Annotated in this window: 15 protein-coding genes and 1 pseudogene; 7 read left to right on the top strand and 9 right to left on the bottom strand. The window is 46.1% G+C overall.

Annotated features, from left to right (window positions below; genetic code table 11):
* Positions 1 to 534 carry an NADPH-dependent FMN reductase gene (locus tag AC6R05_RS17775; protein WP_500648175.1) on the top strand — a complete coding sequence of 178 codons (534 nt, stop codon included), beginning with the start codon at positions 1 to 3 and terminating at the stop codon, positions 532 to 534.
* Positions 535 to 611: 77 nt separating this feature from the next.
* On the opposite strand, the gene grxB is transcribed toward AC6R05_RS17775, so the two are convergent.
* From grxB to AC6R05_RS17790, 3 genes are all read right to left on the bottom strand, one after another.
* Entirely contained in the window at positions 612 to 1,244 is a 633-nt protein-coding gene (grxB, locus tag AC6R05_RS17780) for a glutaredoxin 2 (RefSeq protein WP_032550180.1), read from the bottom strand.
* 262 nt (positions 1,245 to 1,506) lie between these two features.
* Positions 1,507 to 1,665, bottom strand: a complete 159-nt coding sequence (locus AC6R05_RS17785; RefSeq protein WP_150868588.1) for a hypothetical protein — start codon at positions 1,663 to 1,665, stop codon at positions 1,507 to 1,509.
* A gap of 159 nt (positions 1,666 to 1,824) precedes the next feature.
* Positions 1,825 to 2,808 (bottom strand): Gfo/Idh/MocA family protein, encoded by a 984-nt coding sequence (locus tag AC6R05_RS17790; protein WP_500648176.1) that lies wholly within the window; start codon positions 2,806 to 2,808, stop codon positions 1,825 to 1,827.
* A gap of 202 nt (positions 2,809 to 3,010) precedes the next feature.
* Here AC6R05_RS17790 and AC6R05_RS17795 point away from each other — a divergent pair, with 202 nt between their 5' ends.
* Positions 3,011 to 3,493 (top strand): GNAT family N-acetyltransferase, encoded by a 483-nt coding sequence (locus tag AC6R05_RS17795; RefSeq protein ID WP_500648177.1) that lies wholly within the window; start codon positions 3,011 to 3,013, stop codon positions 3,491 to 3,493.
* 119 nt (positions 3,494 to 3,612) lie between these two features.
* Positions 3,613 to 4,032, top strand: a pseudogene (locus AC6R05_RS17800) (L,D-transpeptidase family protein); the annotation flags it as partial.
* Positions 4,033 to 4,051: 19 nt separating this feature from the next.
* Here the strand turns inward: AC6R05_RS17800 and AC6R05_RS17805 are convergent.
* The 3 genes from AC6R05_RS17805 to AC6R05_RS17815 form a co-directional block, all read right to left on the bottom strand.
* Entirely contained in the window at positions 4,052 to 4,768 is a 717-nt protein-coding gene (locus tag AC6R05_RS17805) for a glycerophosphodiester phosphodiesterase family protein (RefSeq protein ID WP_500648178.1), read from the bottom strand.
* A gap of 190 nt (positions 4,769 to 4,958) precedes the next feature.
* A complete protein-coding gene (locus AC6R05_RS17810; protein ID WP_285465516.1) occupies positions 4,959 to 5,561 on the bottom strand; it encodes a 2OG-Fe(II) oxygenase in 603 nt (200 codons plus the stop codon).
* Positions 5,562 to 5,761: 200 nt separating this feature from the next.
* Positions 5,762 to 7,333 carry a response regulator gene (locus AC6R05_RS17815; protein WP_500648179.1) on the bottom strand — a complete coding sequence of 524 codons (1,572 nt, stop codon included), beginning with the start codon at positions 7,331 to 7,333 and terminating at the stop codon, positions 5,762 to 5,764.
* Between the two features lie 304 nt (positions 7,334 to 7,637).
* Between AC6R05_RS17815 and AC6R05_RS17820 the strand changes: the two genes are divergently transcribed.
* Together AC6R05_RS17820 and AC6R05_RS17825 are read left to right on the top strand one after the other, a co-directional pair.
* Positions 7,638 to 13,868: a response regulator gene (locus AC6R05_RS17820; RefSeq protein WP_500648180.1), complete on the top strand. Its 6,231-nt coding sequence runs from the start codon at positions 7,638 to 7,640 to the stop codon at positions 13,866 to 13,868.
* A 163-nt stretch (positions 13,869 to 14,031) separates the two neighbouring features.
* A complete protein-coding gene (locus tag AC6R05_RS17825; RefSeq protein WP_500648181.1) occupies positions 14,032 to 14,814 on the top strand; it encodes an MBL fold metallo-hydrolase in 783 nt (260 codons plus the stop codon).
* 122 nt (positions 14,815 to 14,936) lie between these two features.
* Here the strand turns inward: AC6R05_RS17825 and AC6R05_RS17830 are convergent, their stop codons facing one another.
* Together AC6R05_RS17830 and rimK are read right to left on the bottom strand one after the other, a co-directional pair.
* Entirely contained in the window at positions 14,937 to 15,362 is a 426-nt protein-coding gene (locus AC6R05_RS17830; protein WP_032550185.1) for an ATP-dependent zinc protease family protein, read from the bottom strand.
* 63 nt (positions 15,363 to 15,425) lie between these two features.
* Positions 15,426 to 16,331 (bottom strand): 30S ribosomal protein S6--L-glutamate ligase, encoded by a 906-nt coding sequence (gene rimK, locus AC6R05_RS17835; RefSeq protein ID WP_032550186.1) that lies wholly within the window; start codon positions 16,329 to 16,331, stop codon positions 15,426 to 15,428.
* Between the two features lie 604 nt (positions 16,332 to 16,935).
* Between rimK and AC6R05_RS17840 the strand changes: the two genes are divergently transcribed.
* Positions 16,936 to 18,693 (top strand): SgrR family transcriptional regulator, encoded by a 1,758-nt coding sequence (locus AC6R05_RS17840; protein ID WP_500648182.1) that lies wholly within the window; start codon positions 16,936 to 16,938, stop codon positions 18,691 to 18,693.
* On the opposite strand, the gene AC6R05_RS17845 is transcribed toward AC6R05_RS17840, so the two are convergent.
* Positions 18,694 to 20,592: a methyl-accepting chemotaxis protein gene (locus tag AC6R05_RS17845; RefSeq protein WP_500648183.1), complete on the bottom strand. Its 1,899-nt coding sequence runs from the start codon at positions 20,590 to 20,592 to the stop codon at positions 18,694 to 18,696.
* Between the two features lie 317 nt (positions 20,593 to 20,909).
* Here AC6R05_RS17845 and AC6R05_RS17850 point away from each other — a divergent pair, with 317 nt between their 5' ends.
* The gene (locus AC6R05_RS17850; protein ID WP_500648184.1) at positions 20,910 to 21,962 is read left to right on the top strand and encodes an MBL fold metallo-hydrolase; all 1,053 of its coding nucleotides are present in this window, start codon (positions 20,910 to 20,912) and stop codon (positions 21,960 to 21,962) included.
* Positions 21,963 to 22,036 lie beyond the last annotated feature (74 nt).

Below are 22,036 nucleotides of genomic sequence, written 5' to 3' on the forward strand. Positions count from 1 at the left end.
ATGAAGATATTAGCAATAGGCGCGACCAACAGCACGGAATCTATCAACAAACAATTGGCGACATATACCGCTGGCTTAATCACTGGATCAGCGGTGGAGACTCTAGACCTGAACGACTTTGAAATGCCGATTTACAGTGAACAGCGTGAAAAGAACCAGGGGATTCCAGAGTTGGCTCATCGATTCTATAATAAGATTAGCGAGTCAGATGCCGTTGTAATCTCGTTTGCCGAATACAATGGGACTTATACGGCAGCGTTTAAGAATATCTTTGACTGGGTCTCTCGCATTAATATGAAGGTGTATCAAGGTAAGCCTGTCGTGATGCTAGCGACGTCACCCGGCGCGGGTGGTGCAAGTTCAGTGCTAGCTTCAGCTGTGGCTTCTGCGCCATACTTTGACGCCGATGTGAAAGGGCATTTATCGGTACCAAGCTTTTACGATAATTTCGACGTAGCAGCTGGACAGTTAAAACATCCAGAGTTGGTACAAGAGCTTAAGTCCATCATGAGTAAAGTTGCTCAGGTTAAATAAACCGCGTATTCGTATTACTACACCCAATAAAAAACCGAAGCGCTAGGCTTCGGTTATTCATTGCGATTGGTATGAGCCTATTCAAGCAGCCCAACACCGAGTTCATGACTCTTTCGCTCCATCCAGCGATCCAGTTTTGGCGGCCATTCAATACTTGGCTCAACATAGAAACCACGAAGCATCGAGAAGTAAACTGCCTGATCGATAAGAGGCAGAGTTGATTCACCATTCTCGAAGTTAAGCAATAACTCTGCATCTTTTAACAACGGATTGATCAACTGTACGAATTGAGGAGTCTGTTCAATCAGTTTGTCGAAGTTGAACTCTTCCGTCTCTTTACTCTCGCGCCAAGCTGCTTTGCTCTCTTCGGTGCGATATTCAGGTAGGTCTAGTTTCCACCAACGTGGGCGACCGATACGCTGTGTGAGTGGGAAAGCGCGAGTCTGGAACTGGGTTACAGGGTTTGCAGGCTCTCGAGGTTCATCGCTGTTCGCAAGATCCATAAAGTAACTGATGATGTCTAGGCTTTCCGCCATGATAGAACCGTCGTCTTTTTCAAGAACTGGCACCATTTTTTTACCAATAAGATCAATCAAGGTCTGTGCATCATGATAGTCGACTGACACCAGTTCCACAGTCAGCCCTAGCGAGCGTGCAACGAAAGCGACGCGGGCGCAGAATGGGCAGTGATCATAGATATAAAGCTTCATGGCTTCCCCTTAAATGTATAAGCTTTCCAAAGCATAAGATAACGCTAATGTATCAGAACTTATTTAAGACCATAAGTACTTGTATTGAAATGTAATAGAAATTTCGTAACCCGCAAGGAGCTGGGTGAGGCATGAAGTTGTAGTGGGTCGCAGAAATAGATAAGGCCCTGGTAATTCACTCCAATGCAGAAGAGTGTATTGACCAAGGCCCTAATTCGTTGATGTTTTTAATTGCGCGCTATCGCGAGCTAAAAACGTCTAATTATGCTTTTTTAAGATCTTGCATAGGGTAAGTTAGTGTTAGACCACCCTCGATAGTTGAAACGTGAACGTAGAAACCGCCAGAGCTTAGGCCTGTTACTACCATCTCACCTAGTTCGATACCCTTTGTTGCTACAACACGATCTTCGATTGAAAACATTTTAAACACCTTCAATAAATTAAAATTAACTTTGCTTTTCGAAGGCGGATTTAATCAGATGATCCAGTGATCGACTAATCAGGTAATTTGTCGTCAAGACAACGAAAGGTTATTCAAGATAAGTCGATCACTACAAATCATAGGGTTAGCGAAATATGTTTAAAGTTCGTCCGCTGGATAATGCACACCAACCTGACGACGCATTTCTGTTATTAGCTCTGACACGGTGATCGCGCGCTGTTGCGCTTGTGATTGCGCTTCTTTGTTACCTTTCAGCACTTGAGCAAACATCTCAGCCTCGTAGCACATCGAGTTCTCGCGTTGTGGTTGGCTTAATTCTTCAACATCGCCATTTCGGTACTGAATCTTAACGTGGGTACATTCTGCAATATGGTCGATCAGAATTGCGCCTAATTCACCTTGAATCTCGCTGTATGCGTAAGAGTCACTGACCTTAGAGTGCGCTAGGGTCACGTCGAATTCTGGGTAGTAGAAGATGGCACTGCCGTGACCATCAACCCCTGATTCTAGTAGGTGTGCTGATGCTTGAACGCTCTTAGGTTTCCCAAACAGAGAAACAGCTGCGGCTACAGAGTAGAAACCGATGTCCACTAACGAGCCATTTGAGAAAGCGGGGTTGAACGTGTTTGGGTTTTCTCCGTCCAGGTATCGTTGATAGCGAGACGAGTACTGACAGTAGCTGATGTGCGCTTTATGGATTCTACCTATCTTAGGCAACGCTTGTTGAACGGCTTGAAAGTTAGGGAGATATTGAGATTTGTAAGCCTCGAACAGAACAACATTATTGTCTTTGGCAACTTCAAACATCTTGGTTGCTTCACGAATGTTTGAAGCAATAGGTTTCTCGCAGATAACGTGCTTGTTGTGCTCCATCAGCATGATTGCTTGCTGACAGTGGAACGAATTCGGTGAGGCGATGTAAACAGCATCAATGGCCGGATCGTCAGCAAGCTCGTCTATATCTGTGTAGTGAGTCTCTATGCCAAACTCCTTGCCGAACTCAACTGCGCTCTCTAGATTTCGAGAATAGACGGCGGTTAATTGCATAGCGTTAACTTCATGTGCAGCCTGCACAAATTTTTGAGTAATCCAATTGGTGCCAATTACAGCAAACTTAATCATATCGGTTTTTCCGTCCTTCTTATTGGTGTGTTGGGATAGTAGCACTGGGTGTAAGCGAAAAGAGCGTTAATTGCGGAACAAATTATTGTTGTAGAGAGCCTAATATTATTAATGTTAGTTGGGACATGCTTACCTGATGTGAGTTGTGCAGTGAATGACGGATTTTGCTAAGGTAATACTAATTGCAAACAAGGTAGTTATTATGCGTATACGCGCGGCCAAAGTGGCTGATATTCAATTCATATTAAAGCTTTCTCACCAGATCAATCGCCAACATCATCAAGGCGCTCCCACGGTTTTTAGTTCCCCTCAAGAAGCAGATAGTGGCTCTGAAGCGTATTGGCTAGGCTTAATGCTGGAACCTGAAGGGCACTTCTTGGTTGTTGAAAAGGATGAAGAGGTTGTTGCTTTTCTGGCTGGAAAAATCACACAGAATAACGGCGTAAGCTTTATTCAAGACCATAAAGTCGCGCGAGTAAACACTATAGTGGTCGGGGACGACGTTCAAGGGCAAGGACTAGGCAAAAAGTTGATGCGCGCGTTCAATCAATGGGCACAGTCTAATGGTGCGACAGAGCTGCGTTTAGAGGTGATGGAGTTCAATCAGGACGCGCAACGTTTCTATGAGTCTCTTGGAATGGTGACCCAATCGCGAATCATGTCTATGCCGCTTGAGGATGTATGAGTTATCTTGCTTCAATCATGCTTGGGCTTATTTTTATGCTTCCTATATTTAGCTGGGCCGGTATCCCACTAGACGCAGTAAATAGCACTCATCAAGCATCGAGTATGACGCAACCCAAGGTCACTTTGGTTAGAGTCGACAAGTCGTTAAGGCGCATGTTTCTGCTCAATGGGGATAGCTTAATTCGGGAATACAGAATCGCACTGGGCAAGCAACCAAAAGGCCATAAGCGCTTTGAGGGGGACAATCGCACACCAGAAGGGCAATACCATCTAGATTACGTGTTAGAAGAGTCTCGCTTTTACCGTTCTGTTCACATTAGTTACCCCACGTTGTCAGATTTGGAGTGGGCAAAGAAGTATGACTTAGACCCTGGTGGGGATATCAAAATACACGGATTGAAAAACGGGGAACGACGCGCTTCGCGTTATATTCAGAGTTTTGATTGGACTGATGGTTGTATTGCTATTACTAACCGAGAGATGGATGAGTTTATAGAGCTGGTTCAAATGGGCACGCCTATCCATATTGAATGGTAGTTGTGCCCAGTGGCTCTCGTTATGACTCGATGAATCGAGTTGGAAAGTCAGTGAAGATAGCATCGACTTGATTGATATATTCAAAGTCTGCACTTTGGTTGACGGTGTAGCACCAGATCTCTTTTCCGGTCTGCTTAAAGTATTCAATGTCAGCTTGAGTTAGGTTGGCGTAATTCAAGTGGCAGCTGAAGGCGTTGACACTCTCTACAGTCGTTTTATCTTCCTGTGCTAACTGCTCGGTGATCATGCCGACTCGGTATTGAGGCATGTGCTTTTTCACCTCTTCAACCACTCGATGGCTAAAGCTAGAAATCAGGATGCGGTCGGTATCCATCGAACAACGGATTAACTCGTCGTGAAGCAGCTCAACAACATGCGCGGGCTGGTGGCGGGTATCGACTTTCACCTCTAAATTAACGCTTAGATCGAGTTCTTCAACCAAAGCCAACAGCTCTGCGAGAGTCAGAATTTTCTCATCTTCAAACTCTGACGACTTCCATGAACCAAAATCGAACTGTTTAAGCTCTGCTAAGGTATGCTCGTCGACGCGACCTGTACCGTCACTGCAGCGCTCAAGCGTATGGTCGTGACACACCACCAGTTGATCGTCCAATGTAGGCTGGATGTCGACTTCAATCCATTTCAGGCCAAGTTTAGCTGCCTGTTCAATACTTGCTTGGGTGTTTTCAGGATGCGTCCCTGCGACACCACGGTGACCAACAATCATAGGAGGCATAGTGTTTCCTTCTTCAACGCATTGTTATTCATGCATAAACTAAGTCTAAAGGATAAACGAGTTATCGTCGTTATCTTGATGCACAAATTGAGTTTGCATCGGATTGGTTAAAGTGCATGGGCATTGATGTTGATGTGAAGAGTGTGAGAAACACCTCAATTGAGGCGCATCTCAGGTTTTTGGTCGGCAATTAGTGCGCGATATCCAGTTGATTATCTTTCACGCCATTAATACGGAACCACCCTGCGATACTAAAACGTTCGGTATTGGTTGGCAGCACTTCGTGTGGGAATTGCTCCGAGAAGAACACAAATAGACGTCCCGCTTTTGGGGGAATGGTTGCTACGTGGTTATCGTCTAAGTCATACACCACTAGCTCCCCTGCATCTTGCTCAGACCATTCATCGTTCATATAGAACACGGTAGTTAGGCGGCGGTTTTCATTGCCTTGGAAGCAATCGAGATGCTTTTGGTAGAAATCCCCTTTGTCGTATTTTGCAAAGTGCGCTTCATACTCAAACAATCCTAGGAAGAAAGCTTGGTTTGCCGCCAAACGAATCTGCTCCATTTTATCTAGAAATTGCGAAGCGGGTTGTCCCATATCTCGGCTCAACCATTGGATTTTATCGCTGCGAATGCTCGACTCGCGCATGACTTCTTCGTTACGGCCAATCCTAGCCTTTTTCCAGTTGTCTGGAATACAGTCCCTCAACGCCACGACTTCATCGTAAGTTAGGAAGTCATCCCAAACAAAATAGCCTTGGGTAGATAACGCATCGATCAGTTGGTTCATGTAAAGCACTCGGACATATGAATAAGGGGCACTTATATAGTCTGAATAACTCGAGCCAACAAATCAGGTAGGTTGTCGTGACGATAAATTAGCTGAAATAGAGTGAGTTGAAGCGGCTCGATACCCTGTATGAGTCGAGCCGAGAGGCGTAGTGATTGTGCTTACTTCGGCTCAATTAAAGAGGAAGAACCGGCTCTGTATCAATCACTAAATTCAATTGGGAAGGTGAGAATGAGAGTGGTGCCTTCTTCATAAGAGGTGGTGAAATCGATGGTTCCCCCTTGCGCTTCTGCGGCGAGTCGAGCGGAATAGGTACCAATACCTGTACCGTTTACTTTGCCATCGGTAACAAACTTGTCGAAGAAGGTTTTGTGAAGATAAGGCGGGATCTCACCCATATTGTGAATCGTGAAACGAACCGTGTTTTCATCGTAATCGAGGTGGCTAGAGACTTTGACGTTGTTGCCCCGTGGCGATGCCTCGACCGCGTTGTTGATCAGGTTAGAGAACATGGTGTAACTGAGTAGCGAATCACCCATGTATTTGTGTGAGGGTGGCACATTGTAGTGAATAAAGATATTGCGCTTTTCACACTTGGCTTGCATGCCGTAGCAGAGCTTTTTAATCAAAGAGTGGGCATCGATTAGCTTAAGTTGAACCTTATATTTGTCTTCCTCTAACTTTATCAAAGTCTCTTGGCTGTTGACCATTTTCTGGATCATCATTGAAGACTCGCGAATCACATCGATCTCTTCATTGCAGTCCTGAGCCTTCTGCTCAAGAGCAGGTAAGCTGGTGATGATAGCTGTCAGTGGGTTGCTGAGGTCATGTTGGAACATACGGTCAATTTCGTCACGTAGGCGCGTGTTTTCGACCATAGTTTCTATTTGAAGCTGCATATCCATACGCTGCTGTACTAACTTCATGTGGTTTTTGACGCGAGCCAATACGATCTCTGGGGTAATCGGCTTAGTGATATAATCAACAGCCCCGAGTGCTAAGCCTTTCACGACATCGTCTGTTTGCGAAAGAGCGGATACAAAGATGATCGGAATGTGTTCAGTGAGTGGGTTACTCTTGAGCGCTTTACACACTTCTAACCCTGACATCTCTGGCATCATAATATCGAGCAGAATTAGATCGGGTGGCGTGTCCTTATCGCACAGCTCTATCGCCTTTTTACCGGTACGACAGGCTTGAATCTTGTAGTGACTTTTTAACAGTTCACCCAGCACCATCAGGTTGTTCGGCTCATCATCCACCAACAAGATGTTTTGAGGCATTGGTTTAGGGATGTTTTCAATTCGACGACTGATTTCTGGTGAACCTGCTTTGTCGACAATGAGTTGTGGTGTGGGTGCCTTAAACGCCTTGTGTACTCTCTCTATCAGCATACTGCGAGAAAATGGCTTGACTAAGTAGTCTGTCACGCCATGTTTAATTGATGTCATGACATCGCCTTGGTCGATATTGCCGGTGACCATCACAAACGGAATGTGGGCGAAATCTTCGTCGCGACGAATGGTCTTGAGCAACTCAAGCCCGTTCATTTTGGGCATGTTCCAATCAGAGATAATGAGATCGATACTGTAGGTTTTGAGTTTTATCAGGGCTTCTCGGCCATCTTTAGCGCGATGTATCCCACGAAACTTGAGGGATTCTAAGATGGTCGCCATGGTTTGAGTCATGCAATCAAAATCATCGACGATCAGCACGCGCTTCAATTCGTAGGTAGGCTCAGTGGCGGAGGGGTTGATCAGTACATTGTTCATAATTGAGGTCTTCAGCATCCATGTTGAAACTTAAAGCGGTCGATGTTCCTTATCGATCAATCTCAAATTATGTCAGTTACGCACGGAGTGCAATAAAAAGTTCGATGAAGATGCAGTCGCTTCACAATAATATATGGAATGGTTTCCTAATTCTGATCTTCTATAAGTTAATGGGATCGCATTTCCTTTTAGCTCACTGTTTTATAAAAACTATTTAATAGAATATCGTATTCAAAGTTGCTAATCTGGAGAGGTTTTCAAGGACATGAAAACGCGGTAAACCCTATACACAAGGACTGTGCTAATGCTCAATGTCACTCGGTCATGGATGATCGTATTGTTCTCGCTGCTCTTCTTTCTCGTGCCTTATGCGGCACATCCTGCGCTCGCTTCGATGCTTACATCTGATGATGTTCAAACGACATCACAGACTCTCTTCAACAAGCAAGAGCGAGAATGGTTATTGCAAAACCCCACGGTAACCTTTGCTGGCGACCCAGATTTTGCTCCTGTGGAGTTTATTAATGAACAAGGGGAATACGCTGGAATCGTGGCCGATATGCTCGACTATGTGGCAGACGAAACAGGCCTTAAATTTGAGATGGTGAAGACTGACTCATGGCAACAGTCAGTAGATTTAATGCAACAAGGACAGATCGATCTGTTGCCCTTGATCTCATCTTACGGCCGCGAGGGGCAACCGCTTCTTTTTACTGAGAGTTATTTGGATTATCCGAGCGTCATTTTGGTGCGCAATGACACCAAAGGCATTCAAAATTTGGATGACCTTAAGGGTAAGAAAGTCGTGGTGGTGGCTGAGTGGTCATCGGAGAGAGAGATAAAACAAGATCATCCACAGATTGAAGTGCTAGTGGCGAAAAATTCGCGTGAGGCAATCGACCGACTACTGTTTGGTCATGCCGATGCGATGATTCATTATTACCCGGTGGCTTCTTATGAGTTGTTGCAACGAGGGATTGGTAGCTTACGAATTGCAGGGCGCACCTCGACCAAAGATGGAGCGATGGCGATAAGTAGCGAGCAGCCGATGTTGCACGCTATTATTCAGAAAACACTGCACGCGATGAGCTCTGAAGAGAAGCAGGTGATTCAATCTAAGTGGTTGCACGCTGATCTGACTGATTCTGAGCATGATCTAGGGTTGACTGAAGAAGAAGCTGAGTGGCTTGAGAACAATCGAACTCTTCGGGTTGCTCATGACCAAGATTGGAAGCCTTTTAGTTACGTTACCAATCAAGCATCACAGGGTTTCTCGGTTGAATACGTCAAGTTGCTTGCGCAACTGATGGGCGTTGAGGTCGAGTTTGTTTCGGGGCCTTGGAACCAAGTGTATGATGTCGCGTTACGCGGTAACGCAGATCTTATCTTAGACTTGATTAAAACCCCTGAGCGCGTTGAGCATCACTTTCTATACACGCCGCCTTATGCGCGCAACCCCAATGTAATTGTGACTAAACAAACGTCGGATTTAAGTACCTTTGAAAGCCTAAAAGGAAAACGAGTCTCTTTTGTCGAAGGGTCGTTTCTCGAAGAGGTGCTGCGCGATGAAGATCTAATACTGTCACCTCGTGAAGACTCGACTCAAGCGTTGAAGGCTTTGCAGTTTGGCGAGGTGGATGCGGTATTGTCGCGTATCGTGATCGCACGACAAGTGATCAACGAAAACGCGCTCTATGATCTTGAAATTAAAAACGAACTGAACATCGGTAACCCTGAACTCGACAACATGAACATCGGCGTGCCGAAAGATCGTCAGTTGTTGCACTCGATCTTGGTTAAGGCGATGCAGCATCTTGATATGGCGGATGTGAATGAGCTAAGAAAGCGTATTTTGGCGACAGAATCGCAGCAGAGCGTCGCGCTGACTCCGGATGAAATCAAGTCGGTATTGGCGGATTCGACGCTCAGCGTGAGGTCTCTTGGCGGGATGTTTTCTGACGAAGAGAGTTTCGACCTGAATGATACGATCCTCAGTGCGATAGGCAGTAAGGTCGGCATCACATTTCAAAATCGCGCCCTTTCTCATCAAGCCTTTTCTGCTCAAGCTCTTCCTCTTCAAGAGACTGGACAAGCATCATCAGGCTCGCAAGTGGATGTGCTTATTGGTGAGCGCGACTTTTTTGTCGAGCAATCCGGGTATACGATTCGTAAGCCGATCATCAGCTCATACTATGCATTGGCAGCCCAAACTCAAAACAGACGCCTAACCTCCCTTAGTGAACTAAAACCAGACAGTGTGGTGGGAGTTGTCGGTTCCAATCAGTACATTGAAACACTTAATCGAACTTATCCTGAGCTGTTCTTTGCCACGGTCAACGACCCAAGACAAGGGCTTAATCAGGTCGCCAGTGGGGATCTGGCTGGGTTACTTGCCGATGGTATGTTGTTGGAGCACCTGCTTTCATCTAATCAATGGCTTGAGCTAGAGATTCCTATCATCACCAGCACGCCAATTCAGTATTTAATGGCCTTTGGTCAACATCTTGATAAAGGCGTGATATCGGCACTCAACAAAGCGCAGAGTCATCTGACGGCGGATCAGCTCAGTACAATACTGAGCCAATATCAGACCCGTGAAATGACGCCGAATGAAGGGCGAGTAAGACAGAGTGAGATGTTCTCGCAGAGCCCCATTAATTCAGACCTAATCATCAAAGTGAGCATCGGCGCAGCGTTAGTTCTTGGGGCGTTACTCCTTATTCCTATTCTGTTGAACAAGTACCTGTCGAATAGAGCGATTCATAACTTGTACACCAAGAAAATGATGCTGGTGGCGAGTGGGGTGATCGTTCTGGTGCTGAGTATGGTGTCGCTGGCGGCTTATCTTGTGATTGGTAAGGTAGAGCAGCAGACACGACACAATATTCAAATCTCACTGTCGGGTATTAGTGAGGCGCTTAATACCAGTATTGATATCTGGTTAGATGGCAAAACCTCGCACATAGATTCATTGTCACGTGATCCCGCACTGCTTCCGATGGTGACTGAGCTATTAAAGGTTGAGCCGAGTAAACAGGCAATCAAATTCTCGACCGTGTTGATCGACTTACGTGTGTTTTTTGCTTCACAACAAGCGCTGCATGGTGATCGCGGCTTCTTTATCATCTCACCGGAGCGTATCAACATTGGATCAATGAGAGACAGCAACCTCGGTGAGCTCAACGTGATCCAGCAGCAACGACCTGAGTTGTTAGATAGAGTATTTTTAGGCGAAACCGTGCTGATCACACCGATTGATTCTGACATTCGTTCCGATCATCAATCTCAGCAACAGAGCCGTGATGCGACCATGTTTTTCGCGGCACCTATCATTAATCAAACGGGTGAAGTGATTGCGGCGATGACGCTACGTTACGACCCGACGCATGAGTTTAGCCAGATTTTCACCTCAGGACGAGTAGGGCAGAGTGGCGAGTCCTACGCGTTTGACGAAGAGGGCTACTTCTTAACAACCAGTCGTTTTGAACCAGCACTGCATGCGCAAGGTGTGTTAGATGATCATGCCAATGCGATTCTAAATCTGCAAATGGTCACACCGGAACAACAGGTGGTGGGCAATGGCACCAAACCACGATTCTTTACAGATGACGACAACTACACCAAAGCCTTCCTTGGCGCACTTCGTGATACCAAAGGCAGCAGTGGCGTTGGGTACTTAGATTATCGCGGCGTGCCTGTACTCGGAAGTTGGGTGTGGCGCGAGGGGGAACAGTTTGGTTTTGTCACTGAAATCGATGAACAAGAGGCATTAAAGGGGTACATATCGACGCGAAATCTGATCGTTTCCCTGCTCGCATTTACCGTGTTCTTGACCATTGGTTTGGCGGGACTTTCTTTGTGGTTAGGGCGTCGTACGCAAGCGATATTACTCGAGTCAAATGAGCAATTGGAGCGCAGCGTACGTGAGCGCACACTTCGCTTAACCAGCATCATTGATAACGCGACCGGCACCTCTATCTATTTGAAAGATATGGATGGACGTTACCAGTTGGTGAATAAGCACTTTGAGTCAGTCACTGGGTTGGGTGCGGGCGATATTCTGGATAATCGAGACAGTGATATCTTTGATGCTGAACGCGCCGATGCGATTAAGCAAGTCGATAAACAAGTGCTAATGAGTGGTGAATCTCAAGAGTATGAAGACAGCCTAATCGACAGACACGGGGTTGAACATCACTTCTTAACCAAGAAGATCCCGCTGCTAGAAGAAGACGGCACCATGATTGGTATGTTCGGTTTCTCTACCGACGTCACAGAGCTTAAATCGATTCAAAATGACCTTGAGTTAGCGAAGACGGTAGCCGAAGAAGCGACGCAATCAAAGAGCGATTTCCTCGCCAATATGAGCCATGAAATCCGCACGCCGATGAATGCGATCATCGGCATGAGCTACCTTGCTTTGCAGACGGACTTAAACCGTAAACAGAGTGATTATCTCAACAAGATCCTGACGGCATCCAACTCGCTGCTTGGCGTTATAAACGACATTCTTGATTTCTCCAAGATTGAGGCTGGCAAGTTGGATCTGGAAGTGATCCCATTTGCACTGACCAATGTGATGGATAACTTGTCGAATATTGTCAGTGTTAAATCCCAAGAGAAGAACCTAGAGCTGTTGATAGCGATTGATCCTAACATCCCGACCATGCTACTGGGTGATCCGCTGCGTATCGGTCAGGTATTACTGAACTTAACTAACAACGCGGTCAAGTTTACTCACGAGGGCGAGGTTGTGGTTAAGGTGGAGCAAGTCGCGCAATCTGAGAATCGTGTAGAACTTAGATTCAGTGTTCAGGACTCGGGGATTGGTATGACGCCTGAACAGATGTCTCGACTGTTTTCGTCCTTTTCTCAAGCAGATAGCTCAACGACGCGACAGTTTGGTGGGACGGGGCTTGGGCTATCCATTTCGAAAAACTTGGTTGATCTGATGGATGGTGAGATTGGCTGCGATAGCCAACACGGTGTCGGTAGTACCTTCTATTTCGACCTCACTCTGGACATCGATCACAGTACCTCGCTGAAGCAGCCTAAGCTGTCTAGTGACTATCAAGGGCTGCGTGCCTTAGTGGTTGATGACTCAGCGGAGTCGAGGGATATTCTTACCAGCATGACTCAAGCCATGGGGCTAGAATCTGACGCTGTCGATTCAGGGATGCAGGCACTGTTGCAACTGACGACAGCCGACTCTGCCAACCAGCCCTACGATCTCATTTTGATGGATTACAAAATGCCACACATGAGTGGCTTGGATACCTTAGATTCAGTACGGAAGTTGTCTCTAAAGGTGTCACCAAAAGTGGTGATGGTGACGGCGTATGGGGACGATGAAGTACGAGACCAAGCCGTGCAGAAGGGGGTGGATGGCTTTTTGGTGAAGCCTGTCTCTTCTTCATACCTGTTTGACGCTATCTCTCAATCCTTTGATAAGGAGAGCAAGGCTGAGAGTGCGAATTTGATGCATCAACCGCTGAGCGATATCGCTTTAGAGCAGGGCATTAAAGGAACGCACGTTCTTCTGGTCGAAGATAACGAAGTTAATCAACAAGTGGCGGTTGAGTTACTGGAATTGGCTCAGTGCGAAGTGAGTGTCGCTGCCGATGGTCAACAAGCGGTGTCACTAGTCTCCAAGCATCAATACGATGCGGTGCTTATGGATATTCAGATGCCAGTGATGGATGGATTTGAAGCCACTCAAGTGATTCGACAGCAGCTTGGCCTAACTGACCTGCCTATTATCGCCATGACGGCCAACGCGTTGGCCAGCGATAGAGAGGCGTGTATTGCTGCAGGCATGAATGATCATGTGGCTAAACCGATCGACCCTGAGCGACTATTTAAGGTACTGAATCAGTGGGTGTCACACAATCTTAGCATAACGGATACAGAGACTATCAAAGCAGAGGACGTTGCACTTCCAGAGCTTGAAGGCTTTGACGTTAAAGGTGCGGTTGCACGATTTGGCGGGCGTGTAGCGTCTTACGACAAGGCGCTGACTAATGTGTCGAATACCTTACAAGAATCGCTGTCTGTGATTGAGAATGCGCTTGAGCAAGATGATCACAAGCAGGCTCTGTTGACGACGCATACTCTGAAAGGCGTGTCGGGCAATATTGGGTGCGATGGCGTTTACCAAACCAGTCTCGAGCTTGAAGATGCACTGCGTGCTGATGATAAAGCGCAGTATCAAATGTTATTCGAGAGCCTGAACCGGGCTGCGCAACAAGCCTTGTTGACCATTAATGACTATCTGGCATCGCGAGAGGAGTTGGAATCTACAACGGCTATGGATGTAGAACAGATCCAACTCTTAATTGAACAGTTAGTGGCTCAAATTGAAGAGTATGACTTCGCGGCTGTTGAAACGTGTGAGGCGCTGGTGGCTTCTCTAGAAAACTCGAAGCTAACGAGTGTATTAGAAAAGCTAGAAAGTGCCGTTTCAAATTATGACTTTGATGAGGCAGATATTCATACTAAGGAGCTGGTTGAGTCTCTCACAGAGCCTGAAAATTAACGCTGAGTGTGGGTTCCAAAAGCCCGGTGTCTGGTTCAATGATAGATCTCATTCGCTGTTGATTTCGTGTGTAACGACATCCTTATTTAACAAAATGATCACATTTGTGGGTGATTTTGCTATTGTATAGGTCTGACCAGTTAGCAGTGAACAAGGAGTCGTTTTGCAACTGCACACTATTAATGGGTATATCCAAGACATGTATTTGGTGGAGTATCCTGATCGTTTGTTATTGCTTGATGGCGCATGCCGAGCAGACATTCCACATCTAAAGTCCTTTATCGAACAAGACCTTGGGCGCGATTTCCATGACTTACATACTGTTGTGGTGACGCACATGCATCCAGATCATGCAGGGGCGGCACATAAACTGCGAGCCTTAACGGGTTGTAAGTTGGTGTCCGCTGACCGGGAGTTCGATTGGTACGCACGTTGGGACGGAATGCTGATGCATCTGACGGATTTGGCGTTGGCACGTTGGATGGCAAACCGGTTAGGTAGGCCTAAAGCCAATCTTTGGTACTCACGTAAGTTAAAGCCAGACTATAAGTTGTCGGATGGTGAGACTATTCCCGGTTTTGAGGATTGGGTGGTATTGGAAACTCCAGGTCATACAGACAGAGATTTGTCTGTTTACTGCCCATCTGAGCGCTTGGCGTACGTGGCGGATTTGATGGTGGAAGTGAAACAGAAGTTGATTCCACCATTCCCTATCTTTCACCCCAATAAGTACCGTCAATCGGTAGAGCGGATCTACGATCTGCATCTGGACACCTTGTTGGTGGCACATGGAGGGCAGGTGGCTTTTGATCAGCCCGCTTTTGAGCATCTGTTGGTAAGTGCGCCACGCAGGCCTGTGACTCATTGGCGCGTGACTAAAATTAAATGCAAGAGTTTGCTGAAGTCGATTTGGCGGTTTGGCTTTATCGATAAAAAGAAACCCTAAATGACAAAGGCCAGTCATAGTGACTGGCCTTTGTGCAGGACGAGTAGCAATTTATACAAGCGTATTCGGCAAAATAGCTTATTTGGACTCTGCTTAAATTACGGTTTCGCGTAAGAGCAGGGTCAGTTAAGTAAGAAAGACTCACTTGGGTCAACAATCACTTTATTACTCATACCCTGACGCCCTAAAAGCATCATGTAAGTCATGTCTTGACGGTTACTCAACGTTAGGTCGATCAGCCATTGCTGACCACCCATACGCAGTAGTGTTTCAATCACACAGCGTGTCTCTACTTCACCATTCGAAGACTTGATCTTCTTGCTCGCTTTTAATTTCGCGGTGCAACGCACGGTCTCTTCTAGGTGGTACACGTCTGGGTGTAGATCGAACTCAACGTAACGTTGCCCATCTTCTTTAAAGCAAAGTAGGTTGTCTACGTGTAGAGAAGAGGTTTTTGCCCCTGTGTCTACGCGCGTGTGCAATCCTGTTATCCCTAACTCAGGTAAGCAAAGTGCTTCAGTGTTCCCTATGATCATTTTGTTGTTCATAATTATTCCAATCATCAGTTAACGGCTTACATGGTCATCTTAACCGTTTAAATATTTCTAATATCAGCCTTTACCGCGAGTACGGTTTGCATTTGGTTTTGCATTCTTTTCGATGAATTCGAAAATCATGTCAGCAACATCTTTGCCAGTCGCTTTCTCGATACCTTCTAGGCCTGGAGAAGAGTTCACTTCCATTACCACTGGGCCATTCTTAGATTGTAGGATATCGACGCCACATAGGTTTAGGCCCATGATTTTAGCTGCGTTGATCGCCGTTGCACGTTCTTCTTTGGTTAGTTTAACCAGTTGAGCAGTACCGCCACGGTGTAGGTTAGAGCGGAACTCGCCTTCACCTGCTTGACGTTTCATTGCTGCAATCACTTTGTTACCTACCACGAAGCAACGGATGTCTGCGCCTTTTGCTTCTTCAATGAACTCTTGAACCAAGATGTTCGCTTTTAGGCCCATGAATGCTTCAATTACGCTTTCTGCTGCTTTGTTGGTTTCAGCCAATACCACACCGATACCTTGAGTACCTTCAAGTAGTTTGATCACCAAAGGCGCGCCACCCACGTTCTTGATCAGATCTTGGATCTTGTCAGGACGGCTAGCGAAGCCAGTTTTTGGTAGACCAACACCTTTACGAGATAGCAGCTGTAGTGAACGCAGTTTGTCGCGAGAGCGGCTGATCGCTACTGATTCATTGATACAGAAAGTGCCCATCATTTCGAATTGACGAACAACCGCAGTACCGTAGAAGGTAATGGAAGCGCCAATACGTGGGATCACTGCGTCGTATTGAGGTAGCTCTTCACCCATGTAGCGAATCTTCGGATTGTTACTCGCGATATCTATGTCACAGTGCAACGTGTCGATAACATCGACCTGGTGACCACGAGCTTCTCCAGCCTGCTTTAGACGAGCGGTAGAGTATAGATTTTCGTTGCGAGAAAGAATTGCGATACGCATGGCGTTTCCTTAGTAAATACCTGATTGGTATGTGCAAATTAGTAAGTTGTTTTTAGGTCCTCGGTCTATTTCCTGAGGCTCCTTGTTTGCTTCGGGGCGAACCTTAAGGCTTTTCGAACAACTAAGAAAACGAAATAATTTTGTCGAGTCGACAACAGAAATTTATGAAGGGTTTGAGTTATTGGTACATAAGGGATGCAGGGGCTTTTGAGGGGGGGAAGCGAGTCGAAACCAAACTCTGATTGGGGGTAGGAGCTGTTTAAGTGGCGTTCGACTCGCATAACTTGGTGAGGAAATGTGTACTCGTTAGTGGATCAACATAGCTCTAAAAGTGCACGAAGCGCTTCTTTTTCAAGCTGGCTGGTCGTACGTAAAAACTGGGATAAATAGTATTTCCTCATGGCATATCACCTTCATCAGATAGGTTGGTGTTTGGCACTGGGTTACTTGTTTGCGTAAAGCTATTTTTATCGATAATGGGGAACCGATAAACAGATGGTTTACTTTTGCGTTGTTCCTGTTTTTGGATTAAGTGGCAGATTTATTGTTGAAAAGCTCTATAATTGGGCTTATTAGGAAAACGAGTGAAACAAAGGTTCTGATTTTGTCTGATGTAAATATGATGCGTTACTACGCAAGGCTGACCTCATTTGATGCCAATACCCCACATGCGGTCACCTTGGCTGAATTGGCCGATTTGATGTTTACCAGTGTTAGACATGCACGAACCTTGCTAGGGCGAATGCATCAGGCGCAATGGGTAGTGTGGGAGCCCAAAGCCGGTAGAAACCAGCGTTCTAATCTAACTCTGCGCTACGATGTGCAAGGGCTTAATCGTCATATTGCGAGTAAATTGATAGCGGAAGGTAAGTATGAAAAAGCGCTGGCGGTACTTGACGACGACCGCACCGTGTTTGGTTCCTTGTTGCAAGAGACATCCGGTGCAACCTTACGTCAAGGGTTACTGCACGTTCAACTGACTTATAAGCGTCGATTTGAAGCGCTCTTCCCTCACCATGTTCACCGTAGCAGTGAACGTTTTTTGCTAAGGCAAGTATTCAGCTGTTTGGTCAGTTGCAGCAGTGATGGGGTACTCAAACCCGAGCTAGCGCATCACTGGGATTATAACGGGGAGACGCAAACTTGGACCTTCTATCTTCGTCCCGGTTTAACCTTCCATAACGGGCAGCTTATTGATGGTGAGCAACTGGTGCTGTTGTTTGAGCAACTGAAAGCGCACTCGTTCTATCAATCAGAGCTACAGCATGTTGAACAAGTCTACAGTGACCAACCGCTTCGTCTTTGCTTTAAGCTCTCCAAAGCGGACACTGGTTTTGCGGGCTTATTAGCTGGTGTTAAATACTCCATTCAACCCGCAGCGCAACTGCAAGGACTGATTGCTCCAAATATCGTCGGTAGTGGACCATTTATGATTGCGGAGCATGATGCAGAGCGTATTAAGTTGAAAGCGTTTGAGCACTTTTTCAGTACGCGTTCGCTTACGGATGAAGTGACAATTTGGCAATTTGAAGAAGAGCTCGCTAAAGTGACCAACTTTGATCAGAGTGAAATTCAAGTGGCGCCAGAGGAAGATGCTTCGTGCTTCCATCAGCTTGGCCGAGATGTGAATGCAACCGAAACAGACGAACAATACAGTCGTGTTGAAGATGGTTGTTTGTTTGTGCTCTTTAATCACAACGCAGCCCAGCAAAATCTCACTATCGAACAGAGAAAGTTCCTTGCAGACTGTTTTAAACCAAGCCATGTGCATGAGCAATTAGAGGTCAATCGTGGCATGTTTGGCTTACAACACGCCAAGAACATCTTGCCGAGCTGGAGCCCTGTCTACCGCATGCCGAACCCGGCGTGTGCGTTGCCTAAGAAACTCACGATAGCGGTTTATGATTACTACGCCTTGTATCGCTGCGCCGTGAGTATTGCAGATTTATTGAGATTTCAAGGTGTCGAAGTTGAGGTTAATACTTATAGCTTCCGCGATTTGACTCAGCGCTCGCAAGCCAATCAGCTTAATGAAGACCTTATTCTGTGTAACCTGAATCTCGATGACAACGCGCCGTCGTCTCTATTTTCATGGCTGATGAATGATCCTGTTCTGCATTCAGCTCTCGGACAACAGAGCAGCGAATGGCTGAAGTTGCAGCTCGATCAACACAAAGCATCGGTCGAGCTGGAAGATTACCTAGAGCGTCTTGAGCCGATTGCGACTAGCCTGGTCACTGACTACTGGCTGTTGCCGTTATTCCATCATCTTCAAACGGTGAGGTTCCAAGGTATTCTCAAGAACGTAGCCATCACCAACTGGGGATGGCCAGAGTTTAAGGATGTGTGGTCGGTCGATTAGCTAGCACTTAAATTGAGAGACCAAACTGGTAAGGTGCGCCGCTTTATCTCTTAAGTGAGTGCACTCTTGCGCGGTCTTCTCAACCATCATATCGTTCTCGCGAGCAATCTCTGAGATACTTGAAATATGAGGTGATATTTCGTTGATCACATTCGATTGCTCTCCCGTTGCTGAAGCGATCTGGATATTCATCGTATTCATCTCATCCACACTCAGAGAAATAGTCGACAGCTGTTGTTCTGAATTTGAGGCTTCGCTTTGGCACTTCACACCTAGCTGAGTACTGGCTTCAATCGCGTCCACGGCTTGTTGAGTGCGCTGTTGGAGCTGGTCGATAATCCCGCGTATCTCTTCGGTAGAAGCTTGGCTGCGTGAGGCGAGCGTTCTGACCTCATCAGCAACCACTGCAAAGCCTCGACCTTGTTCTCCCGCTCGCGCTGCCTCAATCGCCGCATTCAATGCAAGTAGGTTAGTCTGTTCCGATACACCATTGATGACATCAAGCACGGTATCGATTGAGTTGGCATCGTCAGCGAGTTGGTTGATGATTGAAGTGGTATCGCTCAGCTGTTGATTCATGTGCTCGATGCTTTCGGAAGTCACCGTTACGGACTCTTGACCTATGTTGATCGCGTTGGATGCGCTCGTGGCACTGTCGGCTGCAACATTGGCATTTTGTGCGATCTCATCTGAGCTTGCGCCCATCTCATGAATAGCGGTCGCGACTTGTTCTATCTGGCTGGTTTGTTGTTTCAGGTCTTGCTCCATCGATTGAGCCATGCGGTCAACACTTTGAATCGATTCTGATATCTGTTTGCCGGTATTGGATACATCGGTTAGTAGGTGACTCAAATATTCGACGAACTGGTTGTAGCCACTGGCAATTTGACCGATTTCATCATGACGTGAATCGTCTAAGCGGCGCGTAAGATCGCCGCCCCCTTTACCAATTTTTTGAAGAAGCTCGGCAACCTCGACAAAGGGCAGCAAGAGTTTATTGGTTGCCCAAGCGGCGATAGGGGTATAGACAACCGCAATCAACAGCGCCATGAAAATGATGGTTTGGCTGAAGCCGTTAAGCTCTTCTAAAACATCGGCCTTAGGAATCTGAGTGATCAGCGTCCACCCTGTTCCTGGCATTGTTCTCGAACCTAATATTTGCGCTTTGTTGTCGATGGTACTTTCAGTCACAACTGTGTTTGTTTGGGCAAGTAACTGTGTTGCGTTAACACCTAACTCCTCAAGTGATGTCCCGACTAAGTTTGGAGTGGGGTGAACCTTAATCACACCCTGCTGATCAACCAGATAAACAATACCTCCTTTACCAACACTGTAGTGACTGATTAATTGAGTAATACTCTCCAGTGTTAATCCAATGCCTGCCACACCAACACGCTTGCCCTCTTTAATGACTGCATAGTTAACAAATAGGGTGGGGGTGCCCGTTGCCCCATCGATATCAAGAGAAAGCTCAAACGGCTGGTTTGATTGAATAAATTGATAGAACCACTGATCTTTGCTTTCGCTTTGCGACACTGTTTTTAAAACGCCATTGTGAGTGTGGTATGCCCCCGTTTCTAATGACACAAAGTACGCACTGATGGCATTGAACTCATTTTTGATCGTTGTGAGATAGTTACTTAGGTCTCCTGTCGATGCAGACCTAGAGGTAATTAGCGGAGACAGGGCCATCATTTTAGACGCAAGAATTGGCGTCTCTAACTTGAGGCTGATTTCATTACCAACTTCGCCTAACAATGCCGGGAGTTCTCTATCGAATGTTCTGTCGATCAAAATCGATCGACTTGATTGAAACGAGTAAATGCCCATCAGGCTAATAATGGAAAGCGCTGCGATGATCGTCGCTAAAATCGCTTTCATTCTTATAGTGAGATTCAATTTAGACTCCTTTCCAAAACTGTCGGCTCATCATTTGTAAAGTAAATGTTAATTAAAACTTGACCTTTAGGTCAATAAATCAATCCTCGAAGTGAGAGTTGAGCGATATTTATACAGATGTGCCTCTGCCTTGAACTGTATAGATGATCTGAGTGGTAATCTTAACTATATGATTTAATTTGAATTTTATTTGTTTGATGAAAATAACATCAATAAAGTTACACTCATTGGTTTACTTTTGGTGATTTAAAGGTAAACTCATCGGTGTAGTTTACTTTTGGGTCGACGACCCAGAGCAAAAACAAACTGAGAGTTGAATGAAAAAATATCTATTACCGATTGTAGGAGTACTTGCCGTGGCAGCGACTGTAACCGCATATTCAAATTCAAGTGAGAAGCTTGATAACTTGCCAAAGAAGTTTGCTAACAGCGAGCTTGAATACAAATCAGGTATGTCAGATATCTTCTCTATCCTTAAAGCTTACGTCACTGTAGAGCGTAAAGAGCCGGTGCCAAAAACGGCATTACCTTTGATGCCGATGACCAAAGCGCAACTGGTTGAAGAGCAAGAAGACGTTGTCTACCGTTTAGGTCACTCAAGTATTGCGATGAAGTTGGATGGAAAATTGGTCATGATGGACCCAGTCTTTAGCGATCGTGCATCTCCAGTGCAATGGATGGGGCCAAAGCGTTTCCACCCAACACCAATTTCAATCGAGGAACTGCCTGATGTCGATGTGGTAGTGATTAGCCACGACCATTATGACCATTTGGACAAAGCAGCAGTAACCGCGCTAGCGCAAAAAGTAGAAACTTTCCTCGTGCCGTTACGAGTAGGTGCAATCTTGGAAAAATGGGGTGTCGAGAAAGAGAAAATCGTTGAGCTGAATTGGTGGGAGTCTGCAACTGCAGCAGGTATCGATTTTACTTTGACACCGACTCAACACTTCTCTGGCCGAGGTTTACTCGATCGCGACCAAACCCTTTGGGGCAGCTGGGTGATAGAGGGTAGCGATAAGAAAGTTTTCTTTAGTGGTGACTCTGGTTACTTTAATGGCTTTAAAGAGATCGGTGAACGATTCGGCCCTTTCGATCTCACTATGATTGAAACCGGTGCTTATAACTCACTGTGGGCGGATATTCACATGTTCCCAGAGCAGAGTGTTCAGGCTCACATCGACCTAAAAGGTAAGGTGATGATGCCAATTCACAACAGTACCTTTGATTTATCCATGCATGATTGGCAAGACCCGCTTGAGCAAGCATCTTCTATCAGTAAAGAACGTGGTGTAGAGATCACCACACCGATCATTGGTGAGCGTCTACAACTAGCGGGGACGGCAGAAACCAAAGCGTGGTGGAAGCTGTAACTGCGTCTAAAATGACGGGCAGTAAGAAAACCGCTGCAAGTGATTATTAAGTATTTAAGCCACCGATTGGACTC

The organism is Vibrio sp. R11-SG3-ISO9 (assembly GCF_059834255.1).